Source organism: Streptomyces sp. GD-15H (genome assembly GCF_045291515.1).
Taxonomy (GTDB): domain Bacteria; phylum Actinomycetota; class Actinomycetes; order Streptomycetales; family Streptomycetaceae; genus Streptomyces.
Genome location: NZ_CP149447.1, coordinates 5,976,130 through 5,989,378, shown reverse-complemented (window position 1 = coordinate 5,989,378; position 13,249 = coordinate 5,976,130). Strand labels below are relative to the sequence as shown.

The following is a 13,249-nucleotide window of genomic DNA, read 5'->3' as shown; positions in this document are numbered from 1 at the left end:
ATGAGCCGCATGGGTGACGTACTGGCCGGATTTCACGCTGCCTGGGAGTTCGACTCCGACTCCGTGGTCATCCGTTACGAAAGGGGGATCCGCACACCCAAGTTGTTCCAGGCACTCGGGGAACGGCGCATCCCCCTGGAGGCCATCGCCGGGGTGACGCTGACCCCCGGCCGACGCGGCAGCGTCGTGTTGCGCGTCGAGCCCCGGCCCGGTGCCGACCCGCTGATGGAGGCGGCGGCCGGGCAGTTGAAGGAGAGCTGCGACCCCTACCGGCTGGTGCTGCCCGCCGAGCGCGAGACGCTCGCCGAGTACTACGCCGACGAACTCCTCGCCCGCCTCACCGAGTCCGGCCCCGCCGAACGCCACCTGGTACCGGCCCCCGAGACGCCGCTGCGGTTCAAGGCGTACGACGGCAGGGCCGCCTTCGACGGGACGACGGTCTCCTTCCACTGGTTCTGGACGGGCGCCTCGTCGGCGAAGTGGAAGGCCGGTGACCAGCGCTTCCCCGTGGGTGAGCTGAGCGGGGTGGAGTGGCGGTCGCCCGAGGTGTTCGAAGGGCACCTGCGGCTGCTGCGCCGGGACGAGCCGGCGTCGCCGCCCCAGGCCGACCAGGACCCGGCGGCCGTGGTGTTCGGGCTGGGCTACGGGCCGGTGCACGAGTCACTGCCGTTCGCGGCGGCGGTGCTGGCGGCGGTACGGACGTCCGAGCCGGTGCCCGCGGTGGTCGCGGCGGCCGTGCGCCGCGACCCCGCCGACATCGCCGACCGCATCCGCCACCTCGGCGAACTGCACCAGGCGGGACTGGTGACGGACGAGGAGTTCTCGTCCAAGAAGGCGGAGTTGCTGGCGGAGCTGTAGCGGTGCTTGCTCCCTCTACTCCCGTCCGGCGGACGTCTGCGCCGTGTTCGCGTAGCGGGAGCCCGCCACCTCGGCCGCGAGCGGGTCCAGTTGGGCCAGTTCCGCGTCCGTGAGGGTGATCCGGGTCGCCGCCGTGTTCTCCTCCACCCGGGTCGGCTTGCGGGTGCCGGGAATCGGGACGACCGGGCGGCCGTGCACGGCCGCCCGCTGCTGCACCCAGGCCAGGGCATCTGACCGGGTGTCGCGTCGTGAGCGCCGGCGACGGTGCGGATCGGGTCCAGGAGGGCCGCGTCGGCCGCCGCGTTCTCGCCGGTGAAGCGGGGCATCTGACGGCGGAAGTCGTCGGCGGTGAGGCCCTGGTCGGCGTCGACGAAGGAGCCGGTGAGGAAGCCCCGCCCGAGGGGCGAGTACGGCACCAGGGTCACCCCCAGTTCGCGGGCGGCGGGTACCACCTCCGCCTCGATGTCCCGGCTGAACAGCGACCGCTCCGACTGCACCGTGGCGATCGGGTGCGCGGCGTGCCCGGCCCGCAGTTCGTCGGCGGTGACCTCGCTCAGGCCGAGCTGCCTGACCTTGCCCTCGCGCACCAGCTCGGCCATGACGCCGACGGTCTCCTCGATCGGCACGTTCACCTCGCGCCGGTGCATGGAGTAGAGGTCGATCACGTCGACGTCCAGGCGCCGCAGGCGCGCCTCGACGGCCTGGCGGATGTACGGGGCGTCGTTGCGGATGCTCCGCCGGGTCGGGTCGTCCGGTGGGATCGACAGCGCGCACTTGGTCGCGAGGACGATCTCGTCCCGGTGCGCCTTGAGGAACGGGGACAGGAACCGCTCGTTCTCCCCGTCCCCGTACGCGTCCGCCGTGTCGTAGAGGGTGGCGCCGAGTTCCAGCGCCCGCTCCAGGGTGGCCCGGGAGGCATCCGCGTCCACGGGGCCGTAGGCGAAGCTCATGCCCATGCAGCCAGGCCCTGCACGCCCACCTCGGGGCCGCCGGCGCCCAGGGCCGCCGTCGTGATCCTGCCGTCGGTGATCATGACCTGGACCTCTCCGACGCCGGGGCGCGCCCGGCGTCCGCGTAGAAGCTGATCTTCCGGTCGAGTACGGCGAGGGTGCCCTGGAGTTCCGCGATCCGGGCGAGTACGTCCTCGCGGGTCGCCGTGAGCAGTTCGAGGCGGTCACCGTAGGTGTGGTCGCCCTCCCGCACCATCTCCGCGTACCGCACCATGTCCGCGACCGGCATACCGGTCAGGCGGAGCTTGCCGACGAGGGCCAGCCAGTCGAGGTCGCGGTTGCCGTAGCGGCGCTGACCGGTGTGCGACCGGTCGACGTGCGGCATCAGGCCGATGCGCTCGTACCAGCGCAGGGTGTGGGCCGACAGCCCGGTCAGGGCGACGACCTCGCTGATCGTGTACGTCTCCCGGCCGCCCGGCCGCCGCTCGCCCTGCGGCGGGCCGGCGCAGATGTCGGCCCTGGTACCCGTACTCCCACCCATGGTCTCCGTCACCGTCATGCACTCCACGCTAGATCCCTGGAGTGCACTCCAGGCACCGTGACTGGCGAGAAACGGCGGGATGGCGGGCGCGTCGGCTGAATAGCATGGCGGCCATGACTCTCGTACGCCGTGCGGTGCCCGGGGACGCGGAAGAAGTACTGCGGCTGCGCCAGGTGATGATCGACTCGATGCCCCGCTCCTCCCCTTCCACGGACTGGCACGCCGACTCCCTGCCCGTACTGCGCGCCAGGTTGGCCGAGACGGACGGCACCTTCGCGGCGTTCGTGGTGGACCACCCGGACCGGCACGGGTTGGCGGCGCTGGTGGCCGGCACGATCGACTACCGCATCGGCGGCGCGCACAACCCGCACGGCACCGACGGCTACGTCTTCAGCGTCGCCACCGACCCGGACGCCCGCCGCCGGGGTTACGCGCGCGCCTGCGTGGAGGCGCTGCTGGAGTGGTTCCGCGAGCGGGGCGCCCGCCGCGTCCGCCTCACCTCGTCCACGCAGGCCGAGCCGCTGTACGCCTCGCTGGGCTTCACGCGGAAGCCGGACCCGTTGCTGGAGCTGCGGCTGTGAGCGCTTAGGCTCGACGGCATGTCGCTCAAGAGCCTCGCGTTGATCGAGAACTGGCCGGTTCCCACCGCCGCGGCGGGTGTCGTCCGGGCGGACGGCACCGTCCTGGGCACCCACGGACCGGCCGGACACCGCTTCCCGCTCGCCTCGGTCACCAAGCCGCTCGCCGCCTACGCGGTGCTCGTGGCGTACGAGGAGGGCGCGATCGAGCTGGACGAGGCCAGGCCCCTCCGGCGCCACGGTCCGCCACCTCCTCGCCCACACCTCGGGCCTCGCCTTCGACGAGCACCGGGTGACCTCCGCCCCCGGCGAGCGCCGCCTGTACTCGAACGCCGGGTTCGAGCAGCTGGGCGACCACGTCACGAAGGCGACGGAGATCCCGTTCGCCGAGTACCTGCGGCAGGCGGTGCTGGAGCCGCTGGGGATGACGTCGACGTCCCTGGAGGGCACCGCCTCCCCCGCCAAGGACGCCGTCTCCACGGTGGAGGACCTGCTGCGCTTCGCCGCCGAGGTCCAGACCCCGCGCCTGCTGGACCCGCGCACCGTCGCCGAGGCGATGACGGTCCAGTACCCGGGCACCAAGGGCGTCCTGCCGGGCTACGGCCACCAGAACCCCAACGACTGGGGCCTCGGCTTCGAGATCCGCGACTCCAAGTCCCCCACTGGACGGGTGCTTCGTCCTCACCGGGCACCTTCGGCCACTTCGGCCAGTCGGGCACGTTCCTGTGGATCGACCCGGCGGCGGGGGTGGCCTGCGCCGCCCTCACCGACCGCGCCTTCGGCCCCTGGGCGGTCGAGGCCTGGCCGCCGTTCACGGACGCGGTGCTGTCGGAACTGCGCGGCTGAAACCCCGCATCAACCGCCGCGACACGAGGGCGTGGTCCCGCCGCCCCCGCACGACGGGACCCGCCACCCTCTACCTCGACGGCGCAGCGCCACGATTCGCCCGGCGCAGCTCACCGGCCGCCAGGACGGCGTACGCGGCGCCGACGAAGAGCACACCCGGGATCGTGAGCATGCTGCGCTGATCTGCTTCCAGGACAGTCTGATACTGCTCGTGGGAGAGCTCGACCGTGCCGCGCGCATACGGCGTGGTGTCGAAGGCGGAGTACCGCCCGTCCTTCGCCTCGGCGGACTGCAAGTTCCCTTCCTGCACCGCGCTGATGAACGTCATCACCACACCTGATACAGCCAGTACCGCAAGCCCTGTCTGCACCTGGCCGGGAAGACGCCGGAAGGCCTGCCAGACCAAGGCTCTGTCCGCGCGTGCCAGGAAGAGGCGCACCACAGCAGACATGAAGATCGGGAAGAACAGTGCGACGATCAGCGCCGGCAGCCATCTCGCCTCGAGCAGCGGCAAGGTCCCGGGCAGCCAGGTGAGCCCGGCCAGCACCAGCAGAACGGTGCCCAGCCCGGCCGCGGCACCGCCGTGCACCTTGGACGACCACCCCATGATCCGCAGCCTGCCACAAGCACCGCTCCAGGTCGCCACCAGGTCCCGGCAGCGACAACCGCAGCCCTCACCGCGGCAGGCGCGCGAGGCGCCTTTCCGTTCACGGACGGCAGCCCAGCGGCTCATGCATGACCGTCCATGACCCGCAGCCGGGCGGGCTCGCGCCCCGGCTGCGCACCCCGGCCACGCGGGAACTGGCGCACACGGTCCTGACCGGCCGGGTCGTGTTCGTGTCCCTTGACGCCCCGGCCGGCGCTGATCGCGGCGTTCCACCGATGGTGTTGTCCGGTGCGCGCGGCGGCTCTGGCCGTCGACCTCGTGGCGGGTTAAAAGCCTTCGCGACACCGTGGTGCGCTGGCTAATCTGCCGTCCATGTCCTCACTCGCGCGGCACCGCCTGACCCCTGTCGAAACCGGCCCGGCGCTGCGCGCGTTGTGCGAGTGGACGCCGGTCAACGTCCCGGGCGGCGGCGTCCATCCCGGAGACGTGGGGTGGTATCTGCGGCTCGACGACGCGGCCGTTTTTCAGTGGATCGATGAGGGGGTACCGATAGCAGCCGGCTTCCTCGACGGCCCCGTGCTGCGCGTGACCGCCGCGCCCGGCGCCGATCTCGGGGCGCTCGCGGCCGATGCCGAGGAGCTGCTCGAGCCCGGCAACGACTGGTCCGACGGTCTGCCTGTGCCCGGGTGGGAGTTCGAACAGGAGGAGTCCTGGCTCGTCATGTCGTGGACCCCGCAGCCGGTGTCGAGCCGCGCCGAGCCGGTCGGTGAGGCCTGTGCGGCCGACCGGGTGCTGGTGCAGCGGTCCGCCTTCGCGGGATCCACGTTCACCGTCGAGCACTGGCACACGATGAAGCGGTCGCCGGCGGGCGGGCTGGCGGTGGAGGTGCTCGTGCGCACGCCCGCGGGGGAGCCCGCGGCCGCCGCGACCGGATGGTTCGCGGGCGTGGGCAGATGCGGGCTGCTCGAGCCGGTCGGCACCCATCCTGACCATCGCGGGCACGGCCATGGGCGCGAGGCCGTGCTGGGCGCGTGCGCGGCTCTCACCCAGCGGGGTGCGAGCGCGGTCGCCGTCGTGGCACCGTCCACGAACGACGCCGCGGTGGCGCTCTATCGATCGGCCGGGTTCACCGTCGTGCGCGAGAACCGCGATTGGGTTCGCGCTCGACGAGCTTGAACAGCATGCAGCTTGAGCACTGCGTGACCAGGAACCACATTGAGGTGTGGAACGAATGTGTACTGCCGCCGGGCGCGGTACGGCTCGGGTTCTGGACGGTGCTGCGTGGTTCGCTCCTGCCGATCCTGGTCTGGGCTGGTGTTGCGTGCTTCGTGCACTTCGTCTATGACCCGGTCGCAGCTGCGGTCCTCGGTGGCCTCTTCGCGTGCTCGTTTGCCTTGGGGTTCGGCCTCCGCCGCAGGGCAAGGCACTCTCTCCGGTGCAGCATCTACGGTGCGCTGGGTGGAGTGTTCGACAAGTCCATGGCGGGGTTCTGACGCGTTGCGGCGGGGCTTCGTCATGCCCGTCACGCTTGGCGAGAAGACGGGAAGACCTGCGCATTCGCCGTCACGGCCCGGTCGCTTCCTTCCACTGGTGCGTGATTTTCTTCCTTCTCCGGCGAGGTCGAGGGGGCGCGCATGAACCCCGACGACCTCACCTTCGACCAGGACGGCCACCTGTACGTCAGCGACTCGCGCGGACTGAGGGAGGGCGAGGCGCTCGGCCGGGTGGTGCGCATCGACCGCGACGGCGGGAAGGCCACCGTCCTGGCCGACGGCCTGGCCGCGACGAACGGGGTCTCGTTCGACGCGGAGTACCGCGGGCTGTGGTTCAGCGAGTTGACGGAGAACCGGATCTCGTACCTCCCCGTGGGCACCAAGGGCGGGGGCGCTTCCCGGCACACCGCGATCCGGGTCGACGGCGCGATCGCGGACAGCGGGGCCTCCAGGCCGTGCTCCGCGTAGATCTCCCGGGCGGCGGTGATCAGCGCGGCACGGTTGCGGGCGGCGGCCCTCGGCTCGTCGTTCGCGGGCCGCCGCCGCTGGTCCGGCACGGGATGCTGCGTCATCCGGGCAGGGTACGGCACCGCTCGCTCAACACCGCCGGTCCAGGCTCAGGCTTCACATCGCACTCGAACCACACGGTCTTGCCACCACCGGCCGGAGACGGCGTCACACCCCACCGATCGGTCACCGCCTCGACGAGCAGCAGCCCGCGCCCACCATCGACGGGGCTCTCAGCGAACGAGGCCGGCGTGAGCTCGGAAGCGGTAGCCGCAGCGGGGGAGATGAGCCGTCCGGTCGGCGCATGGCCGAAAGTCGCCGGTCCGAGCCGTAACGCGTGGAGGCCGGACGCGAACGTGCCCCGCGGGTTGTATCACCGGCCTGGGCAGAGGGGTCCTGGGGCCACGGTCCATGTGAACACCCTGTGCAACGAGGCGGCGCCAGTTCCACGCACGGGCTCCAGGTGAACCGGATTGGCTCACATGCAGCTTGGCCCTCCCCCACATGGTGCCGAACAGCAGGTCTCCAGGGTGTGAGAGTGAACGGCGGGCACTCTCGGAGAGGTCGCCGGAAGACATCAGCACGATTCCGCGAGGCCCACTGTGACAGTGATCTCGTTTACCCAACGCATCTGGGGCGTTTGGTGGCCTTGTGTCACTTCTCTTTTGTGGCACGGAGGTTAAGGCGCGACCGAACCTCTTGTGCAATCCGCGTAGACCATTCAATCTTTCGGCTGGCGACAGGGAAAAGCAGACACGGCTACAGCGTCCGCGTTTGGCATGCACCTGACTCACTCCTGTCCGGAGGAAGAACCGGTACAGGTGTTCGCTTCGTGTGCCCCCCATTGACGCACCTCCCCCCACCCCACTCCCCACCTGTCGAGAAGGAACCCTCAGATGGCAGTGATGCGAAACACCAAGCGGAGAACGCTCGTAGGAATCTGCTCCGTCGCCGCGGCCGCTCTCACCGGCGGTCTCTTCACCGCTCTCCCCGCGAACGCCGCCGAGCCCGTCGGGACGATCGCCTACGCGGACGCGCCGAACGCGGTCGAGGACAGCTACATCGTCACCCTCAAGTCGGCCACCAAGGCCGGTTCCGCCAAGGGCAAGGGCGTCGCGAAGAAGTACGGCGCCGAGGTCGAGCACACCTTCCGCGAGGCCGTCAACGGCTACACCGTCGAGGCCACCGAGGCCGAGGCCGCCAAGCTGGCCGCCGACCCGTCGGTCGCACTGGTCGAGCAGAACCGCACCGTCACCACCCAGGCGACGCAGACCAACCCGCCGTCCTGGGGCCTGGACCGCATCGACCAGACCGCGCTGCCGCTGAACAGCTCGTACACGTACGACGACACGGCCGGCCAGGGCGTCACCGCGTACATCATCGACACCGGTGTGCGCATCTCCCACAGCGACTTCGGCGGCCGGGCCCGCAACGGCTACGACGCCGTCGACAACGACTACGTCGCCCAGGACGGCAACGGCCACGGCACCCACGTCGCGGGCACGGTCGCGGGCAGCGCCTACGGCGTCGCCAAGAAGGCCTCCATCGTCGGCGTCCGGGTTCTCAACAACAACGGCTCCGGCACCACCGCCGGTGTGATCAAGGGCGTCGACTGGGTCGCCGCCAACGCGGTCCTTCCGGCCGTCGCCAACATGTCGCTCGGCGGCGGCGCCAGCACCACGCTGGACAACGCGGTGCGCAAGGCCATCTCCGCCGGCGTCACCTTCGCCGTCGCCGCGGGCAACGAGTCCACCACCGCGACCGGCTCGCCGGCCCGGGTGACCGAGGCGATCACCGTCGGCGCCACCACCAGCACGGACGCCCGCGCCAGCTACTCGAACTACGGCTCGAACCTGGACATCTTCGCCCCGGGCTCATCCATCACCTCCGCCTGGCACACCGGCGACAGCGCCACCAACTCCATCTCCGGCACCTCGATGGCCACCCCCCACGTCGCGGGCGCCGCGGCCCTGTACCTCGCGGACAACCGCTCGGCCACCCCGGCGCAGGTCGCCTCAGCGCTGGTCGCCAACTCCATCTCCGGGGCCGTCGGCAACCCGGGCACCGGCTCCCCGAACCGCCTGCTGTACGTCGGCAGCGGCGGCACCACCCCTCCGCCGTCGGGCACGACCTTCACCAACTCCTCGAACTACACGATCAGCGACAGGAGGACCGTCGAGTCCCCGATCACCGTCACCGGTGTCTCCGGCAACGCCCCCTCGGCCCTGCAGGTGCCGGTGAACATCGTCCACACCTACATAGGTGACCTGACGGTCCAGCTGGTCGCGCCCGACGGCTCGGTCTACACCCTCAAGTCGTTGGGCACCGGCGGCTCCGCGGACAACATCAACACCACCTACACCGTGAACGCCTCCTCGGAGACGGCCAACGGCACGTGGAAGCTGCGGGTCACGGACAGCTATTACGGCGACACCGGCTACATCAACAGCTGGGGCCTGACGTTCTGACGTTCAGCCCTCCGCCCCGCCCCCGGCACGGTAGACCGTGCCGGGGGCGGGGCCTCTGTCTGCCCGGGATGACGCCGTACGCCTCAGCCATCGACCAGGCACTCGAACCACACCGTCTTGCCCCGCCCGTTGGGGCGAGGGGCGACACCCCACCGGTCGGTGACGGCCGCCACGATCACCAGCCCGCGCCCACCTTCACCGAGCCCGTCACCGACGGCCTGCACAGGCAGTTCCGGACAGTCGTCGGCGACCTCCACCCGCACTCCACCGGGCCGGAGCAGAAAGCAGATCCGGCAGCGACGGCCGGGCACATGCCGCACGACGTTGGCGACCAGCTCGGTGAGAGCCAGTTCGGCCGCATCAGTCACCTCGGCCAACCCGGAGCCGACGAGATACAGCCGCAGGATGCGGCGCAGATGCCGGACCGAGTGCTCGCCCATGGCGAACTCGGCGTGGTATTCGCTGTGGATGCCCGTCGCCTGCGGACCAGTTACGTGATTCACCTCACCATGAAATGACGCTGCACTTACGCTCGGCTACAGAGCGAAACGAACGCCGTGAGGCGTTGAAAGACGAAGTCCCGAAGTGAGGCGCCGCCGTGGTCAACATCCAGTCGCTCGATCCCACCGCTTCCCCGCTCGACTACTACGGCTGGGAGCTGCGCCGCCAACGCGAGGCACACGGACTCAAACAGGGGCAGCTCGGCGAGATCATCTTCTGCACGGGGTCGTTGATCGGCCAGATCGAGACCACGAAGAAGGTCCCGACCCGCGACTTCTCCGAGCGCGTGGACGCTGCGCTTGGCACGGACGGCATCTTCTCCCGCCTGATCGGTCTGGTTCTGCGAAGCCAACTGCCCACCTGGTTCCAGCCACACGCGGAGATGGAAGCGCGGGCTACCTACCTCTCCACGTACCAAGCACAGCTGGTGTACGGGCTGTTGCAGACAAAGGAGTACGCACGGGCCGTGCTCACCACCGGGATGCCGGACGACCTGGACGGCTTGGTGGCTGCCCGCATGGAACGCCAGCGCATCCTGGAACGGGAGCAACCTCCGCTCACCTGGGCGATCCTGGACGAGGCCGTGTTGCTCCGCCCGATCGGCGGTCACGAGGTCATGCGGCGCCAACTGGCCCACCTGTTGGAGTTCACGCGTCACCGCTGGGTGCATGTACAGGTGCTCCCAAACGCGGCAGGTGAACACGTAGGTATCGACGGGGCCTTCACCGTGATGCGCTTCAACGACGACCCGGACATCATCTACACCGAGGACCTCATCTCTGGTCACATGACAGCCAATCCCGAGACACTCAGGGAGGCTTCCCTCCGTTACGCTCGCCTGCAGGCCGCGGCCCTCTCCGTGGAGGACTCGGCGGCACTGATCGCGCGAGTGATGGAGGAACGCTATGGAGACCGGTCCCGGCCCGAGGAACCTGCAGTGGCGTAAGTCCAGCTACAGCGGAAGCACAGGCGGCGAATGCGTCGAGGTCGCCGCCACCTGCCCCACCGGCGCCGTCCCCGTCCGCGACAGCAAGAACCCGTCCGGCCCGGTCGTCACCGTCGGCGCCGGCGCCTGGCAGGCGTTCGTCGACGGCCTGCGCCAGCCGACACGGCGCGCCTGAACATCCCTTCTGGAGCGTGGCCGGGCAGCACCACGCCGTGCGGTCGCTTCTTCGGGGAGTGGTTGTGAAGTCCGAGGTACGGGTCCCGAAGGTCCCGGCAGTGGCAATGGACTTCGGTACCACTCGTCACGTCCTGGCTGGGTACCGGCGGCGTGCCTCGCGGCTGCTGTTCATCGGGCTCGGCATCGTGGTGATCACCGTGGCGCTCGCGGTGGTCGGCGAGGTGGCGGGAGTCGGTTGGCTGAGCAGGCCGGTCCCGTACACCGTGGGCGGCGGGCTGGCCGTGGCGGTCATCTGAGCCGGTGCCCTGCGTATCGCGGGGCGCATGCGAAGGCCTCTGTCCGGGAAACCGTGGATCGCCTGCCCCGCTGTCGCGCCGGCGATGGGCACCGGCCCGACACGGCTCGTTCTGAGGGCGCCTGACACCGACGAACTGTGGGCGCTGACCGTGGTGGCCGTTCGTCAGCGCCATCCTCTGGCGTGGCCGCCGGCTGCCGGCGTGCTGTGGTGGTGCGGGGATCCCTCCTGGGGCGGAATCGTCACGCAGCCGGGCGGCAGGGCGCTGGTGTGGACGCGACCGACCCGGCGGCGCCGGCGGGAGGGTGACCCGCGCGCGGCTGTTTCCGCCGGGTTGCTGGAGCGCCCGGCGCCCCCGCAGGTGCAGACGTCCGCGACGGGTCCGGCCGTTACGGGCACGGCGGACAGCATGCTTGCCCGCCGTCCCTTCTTCCGGTGGGGCACGTTGTTGGGCACCGTGCTCCTGGGCCTGGGGATCGCCGGGGCCGTGGCGTCGGAGCGGGATCCGCAGGTGGATCTGACCGTGGTCCAGGCGGACGCGTCGGGGCGCTGCACCGTGCTCTGGGAGGACCTGTGGAGCGGGAGCGAGCGCCGGGGGCCGTTCCAGTGCGACCCCGATCGGAGCCCGCTCCTGCGGGACTGGGAGAGCGGGTTCGTCGTCTCGTACGGTCCGTGGAAGGGAGGTCTCTACAGCACCATCGACGGCTCTCCCGCGTCCGCTCTCGAGGCCGGGCTGGGCCTTACCGGACTCCTGGTCCTGGCGGGCTCCGGAGTCGGGGGCGTTGTCCGGTGGGTGCGGCGCGCCGTTCTGCTCCGTACTGCCCGAGGACTTCGTACGACCGGCAGTCCGTGGCCGTCCACCGGTGCGAGGGCCGGGACGAGCACCCAGTCGGCGTCCTTCGCCGAGGAGTCCGCCGATCTTTCCTACGCCGCATGGACGAAAACGGCCCCGCGCTCCCCTGCGCTGTCACCCGGCTCCCTCCGCCGGCGCGAAGCCGACATACGCACGGTGCCCTGGTGGCGGGTCCGGTCCTTGCGCAAACCGTCCCACCTGGAAGAAGCGCTGGTGGGCGCGGCCTGTCTGCTCACCATGTCGTCACTGTGGTGGTTCACCGACGAGGGGGCGCCGCCGTGATCCTTCTGGTGGTGGGCGGTGTCATGGTGGTCGTGGACACAGGGGTGTTGGCGGTTTTTCTGCTGACGGGTCGCTTGATTGCCCGAAGAAGCAGGTCGGGGAAGTCACGCAACTGAAAGAGCGCATGAACCGACTCGACATGGGTTTGCCGTGACGGACTGTCGGCTTTCGACAGGCCGTCACGGCCAGGCCACCCTGCAGGCGCGCTGGACACGGTGCATGCCTGCTGACCTTTCCCTCACTCTGAGTGCTGTGATAGCCAGTGCAGGTGCGACTTGGATGGCGCCCAGCGGCAGTTGACGACACGCGAGTGCCGGGCGGTGCGACAAAGGGCCCGGGAATTTGTGCGGCTGGTACAGGCGAGGGCTGCGGCGGACCATGGGCCAGCAACGTCGACGCCGGGAGGCTGATCGGCTCGCGATACACCACGGTGGGCCCCGGCCGGTGGTATGGATGGGCTGAAAAGCGTGAGCACTTCGGGCACAACTGTCCCTACTCCGCTCATTTGAGCGCTCAGGTGACAGTTTCCTGCTGACTTCTCACGCTTTTCGGCTGCACCGGCCCGCGGGCCGGATCGACCCCGGGCCGGTCGGCGTCCCGCGTCAGCCGGGCTTCCAGGGCGCGGCGCGCGCCGTCGGACCCTCGTCAGGCGCCCCGCATCTCCCACAGCAGGAGTTCCGACGCGGCCTCCGCGACCGCTTCGATGCCCTTGACGTCCGTGATGCGGGCCGCGTCGCCCGGGGTCAGGTGTTCGCCGTTCAGGGTCACTTCGCCGCGTACGACATGGGCGTACACGTACGCGGCGTCCGGTACGGCGGTCCGCTCCCCCGCCGCGAGCCGGCGGACGTGGAGCATGGCGCCGGCCTCCGGGAGGGCGTAGGGGGTGGAGTCGGCGATGCCGTGGACGACCTCGTAGAAGGGGGCGCCGCCCACCTCCCGCGGGGCCAGCCACATCTGGAGGAAGGTCAGGGGCTCGGGCCGGCGTTGCGTTCCACGTGGCGGACGCCGGAGGCGGCGCTCAGGCGCTGCAGGTCGCCGGGGCGGACCACGCTCTCGTGGCCGGTGGAGTCGCGGTGGGTCAGCTCGCCGGACACGACCCACGTCACGATCTCGGTGTGGCTGTGCGGATGCTCGTCGAAGCCGGCGCCGGGGGCCAGGTGCTCCTCGTTGCAGGCGATGACCTGACCGAAGCGGAGGTGGTCGGGGTCGTAGTGGGAGCCGAAGGAGAAGGCGTGGCGGCTCTCGATTCCGGCCGCCGGATCGCCGCCCTGGTAGCGCTCGTGCGCGCGCCGTACGTGCATCACCGGTCCACCGTAGACCTGTCCCGCGGACCGGCGGCCCGTTCAC

General features: G+C 70.4%; 12 protein-coding genes and 5 pseudogenes. 11 read left to right on the top strand and 6 right to left on the bottom strand.

Annotated elements, in window-relative coordinates; all coding sequences use genetic code 11:
* The first annotated feature begins 9 nt into the window (after window positions 1-9).
* Complete coding sequence (locus tag WJ438_RS28245) at window positions 10-858, top strand: DUF4429 domain-containing protein (RefSeq protein ID WP_406727711.1); 849 nt, start codon at window positions 10-12, stop codon at window positions 856-858.
* Between the two features lie 15 nt (window positions 859-873).
* On the opposite strand, the pseudogene WJ438_RS28240 reads toward WJ438_RS28245, so the two are convergent.
* Together WJ438_RS28240 and WJ438_RS28235 are read right to left on the bottom strand one after the other, a co-directional pair.
* Window positions 874-1,888, bottom strand: a pseudogene (locus WJ438_RS28240) (aldo/keto reductase).
* Window positions 1,888-2,367 carry a MerR family transcriptional regulator gene (locus tag WJ438_RS28235; RefSeq protein WP_406727710.1) on the bottom strand — a complete coding sequence of 160 codons (480 nt, stop codon included), beginning with the start codon at window positions 2,365-2,367 and terminating at the stop codon, window positions 1,888-1,890. The pseudogene WJ438_RS28240 and the gene WJ438_RS28235 overlap by 1 nt, the downstream one beginning before the upstream one ends.
* Before the next feature lie 95 nt (window positions 2,368-2,462).
* Between WJ438_RS28235 and WJ438_RS28230 the strand changes: the two genes are divergently transcribed.
* Together WJ438_RS28230 and WJ438_RS28225 are read left to right on the top strand one after the other, a co-directional pair.
* The gene (locus WJ438_RS28230; protein WP_406727709.1) at window positions 2,463-2,930 is read left to right on the top strand and encodes a GNAT family N-acetyltransferase; all 468 of its coding nucleotides are present in this window, start codon (window positions 2,463-2,465) and stop codon (window positions 2,928-2,930) included.
* A gap of 18 nt (window positions 2,931-2,948) precedes the next feature.
* A pseudogene (locus tag WJ438_RS28225) lies at window positions 2,949-3,528 on the top strand (serine hydrolase domain-containing protein); the annotation flags it as partial.
* Between the two features lie 315 nt (window positions 3,529-3,843).
* Here WJ438_RS28225 and WJ438_RS28220 read toward each other — a convergent pair.
* Window positions 3,844-4,320, bottom strand: coding sequence for a hypothetical protein (locus WJ438_RS28220; RefSeq protein WP_406727708.1), 477 nt, complete (start codon window positions 4,318-4,320; stop codon window positions 3,844-3,846).
* 432 nt (window positions 4,321-4,752) lie between these two features.
* Here WJ438_RS28220 and WJ438_RS28215 point away from each other — a divergent pair, with 432 nt between their 5' ends.
* The 3 genes and pseudogenes from WJ438_RS28215 to WJ438_RS28205 form a co-directional block, all read left to right on the top strand.
* Window positions 4,753-5,556, top strand: a complete 804-nt coding sequence (locus tag WJ438_RS28215) for a GNAT family N-acetyltransferase (protein ID WP_406727707.1) — start codon at window positions 4,753-4,755, stop codon at window positions 5,554-5,556.
* A gap of 5 nt (window positions 5,557-5,561) precedes the next feature.
* Window positions 5,562-5,873, top strand: coding sequence for a hypothetical protein (locus WJ438_RS28210; protein ID WP_406729835.1), 312 nt, complete (start codon window positions 5,562-5,564; stop codon window positions 5,871-5,873).
* Window positions 5,874-5,987: 114 nt separating this feature from the next.
* Window positions 5,988-6,314: pseudogene (locus tag WJ438_RS28205) on the top strand (SMP-30/gluconolactonase/LRE family protein); the annotation flags it as partial.
* Here WJ438_RS28205 and WJ438_RS28200 read toward each other — a convergent pair.
* Window positions 6,299-6,445: pseudogene (locus tag WJ438_RS28200) on the bottom strand (TetR/AcrR family transcriptional regulator); the annotation flags it as partial. The pseudogenes WJ438_RS28205 and WJ438_RS28200 overlap by 16 nt on opposite strands.
* A gap of 831 nt (window positions 6,446-7,276) precedes the next feature.
* On the opposite strand from WJ438_RS28200, the gene WJ438_RS28195 reads away from it, so the two are divergent.
* Entirely contained in the window at window positions 7,277-8,848 is a 1,572-nt protein-coding gene (locus WJ438_RS28195) for a S8 family peptidase (RefSeq protein ID WP_406727706.1), read from the top strand.
* Between the two features lie 83 nt (window positions 8,849-8,931).
* On the opposite strand, the gene WJ438_RS28190 is transcribed toward WJ438_RS28195, so the two are convergent.
* On the bottom strand, window positions 8,932-9,288 hold the full coding sequence (locus WJ438_RS28190; protein WP_406729834.1) for an ATP-binding protein: 357 nt from the start codon (window positions 9,286-9,288) through the stop codon (window positions 8,932-8,934).
* Between the two features lie 158 nt (window positions 9,289-9,446).
* Here WJ438_RS28190 and WJ438_RS28185 point away from each other — a divergent pair, with 158 nt between their 5' ends.
* The 4 genes from WJ438_RS28185 (at window position 9,447) to WJ438_RS28170 (ending at window position 11,902) form a co-directional block, all read left to right on the top strand.
* A complete protein-coding gene (locus WJ438_RS28185) occupies window positions 9,447-10,295 on the top strand; it encodes a helix-turn-helix transcriptional regulator (RefSeq protein ID WP_406727705.1) in 849 nt (282 codons plus the stop codon).
* Window positions 10,255-10,470, top strand: a complete 216-nt coding sequence (locus WJ438_RS28180) for a DUF397 domain-containing protein (RefSeq protein WP_406727704.1) — start codon at window positions 10,255-10,257, stop codon at window positions 10,468-10,470. The genes WJ438_RS28185 and WJ438_RS28180 overlap by 41 nt, the downstream gene beginning before the upstream one ends.
* Before the next feature lie 100 nt (window positions 10,471-10,570).
* Window positions 10,571-10,768, top strand: coding sequence for a hypothetical protein (locus tag WJ438_RS28175; RefSeq protein ID WP_406727703.1), 198 nt, complete (start codon window positions 10,571-10,573; stop codon window positions 10,766-10,768).
* A gap of 27 nt (window positions 10,769-10,795) precedes the next feature.
* Complete coding sequence (locus tag WJ438_RS28170; RefSeq protein WP_406727702.1) at window positions 10,796-11,902, top strand: hypothetical protein; 1,107 nt, start codon at window positions 10,796-10,798, stop codon at window positions 11,900-11,902.
* Window positions 11,903-12,547: 645 nt separating this feature from the next.
* Here WJ438_RS28170 and WJ438_RS28165 read toward each other — a convergent pair.
* Window positions 12,548-13,203 (bottom strand): annotated as a pseudogene (locus WJ438_RS28165) (pirin family protein).
* Window positions 13,204-13,249 lie beyond the last annotated feature (46 nt).

Excerpts from the sequence above, each read along its gene's own strand:
- WJ438_RS28170 (WP_406727702.1), top strand. The coding sequence starts at position 10,796 with ATGCGAAGGCCTCTGTCCGGGAAACCGTGGATCGCCTGCCCCGCTGTC.
- WJ438_RS28230 (WP_406727709.1), top strand. The coding sequence starts at position 2,463 with ATGACTCTCGTACGCCGTGCGGTGCCCGGGGACGCGGAAGAAGTACTG.
- WJ438_RS28245 (WP_406727711.1), top strand. The coding sequence starts at position 10 with ATGGGTGACGTACTGGCCGGATTTCACGCTGCCTGGGAGTTCGACTCC.
- WJ438_RS28180 (WP_406727704.1), top strand. The coding sequence starts at position 10,255 with ATGGAGACCGGTCCCGGCCCGAGGAACCTGCAGTGGCGTAAGTCCAGC.
- WJ438_RS28195 (WP_406727706.1), top strand. The coding sequence starts at position 7,277 with ATGGCAGTGATGCGAAACACCAAGCGGAGAACGCTCGTAGGAATCTGC.
- WJ438_RS28235 (WP_406727710.1), bottom strand. The coding sequence starts at position 2,367 with ATGACGGTGACGGAGACCATGGGTGGGAGTACGGGTACCAGGGCCGAC.
- WJ438_RS28190 (WP_406729834.1), bottom strand. The coding sequence starts at position 9,288 with ATGGGCGAGCACTCGGTCCGGCATCTGCGCCGCATCCTGCGGCTGTAT.
- WJ438_RS28215 (WP_406727707.1), top strand. The coding sequence starts at position 4,753 with ATGTCCTCACTCGCGCGGCACCGCCTGACCCCTGTCGAAACCGGCCCG.
- WJ438_RS28210 (WP_406729835.1), top strand. The coding sequence starts at position 5,562 with ATGCAGCTTGAGCACTGCGTGACCAGGAACCACATTGAGGTGTGGAAC.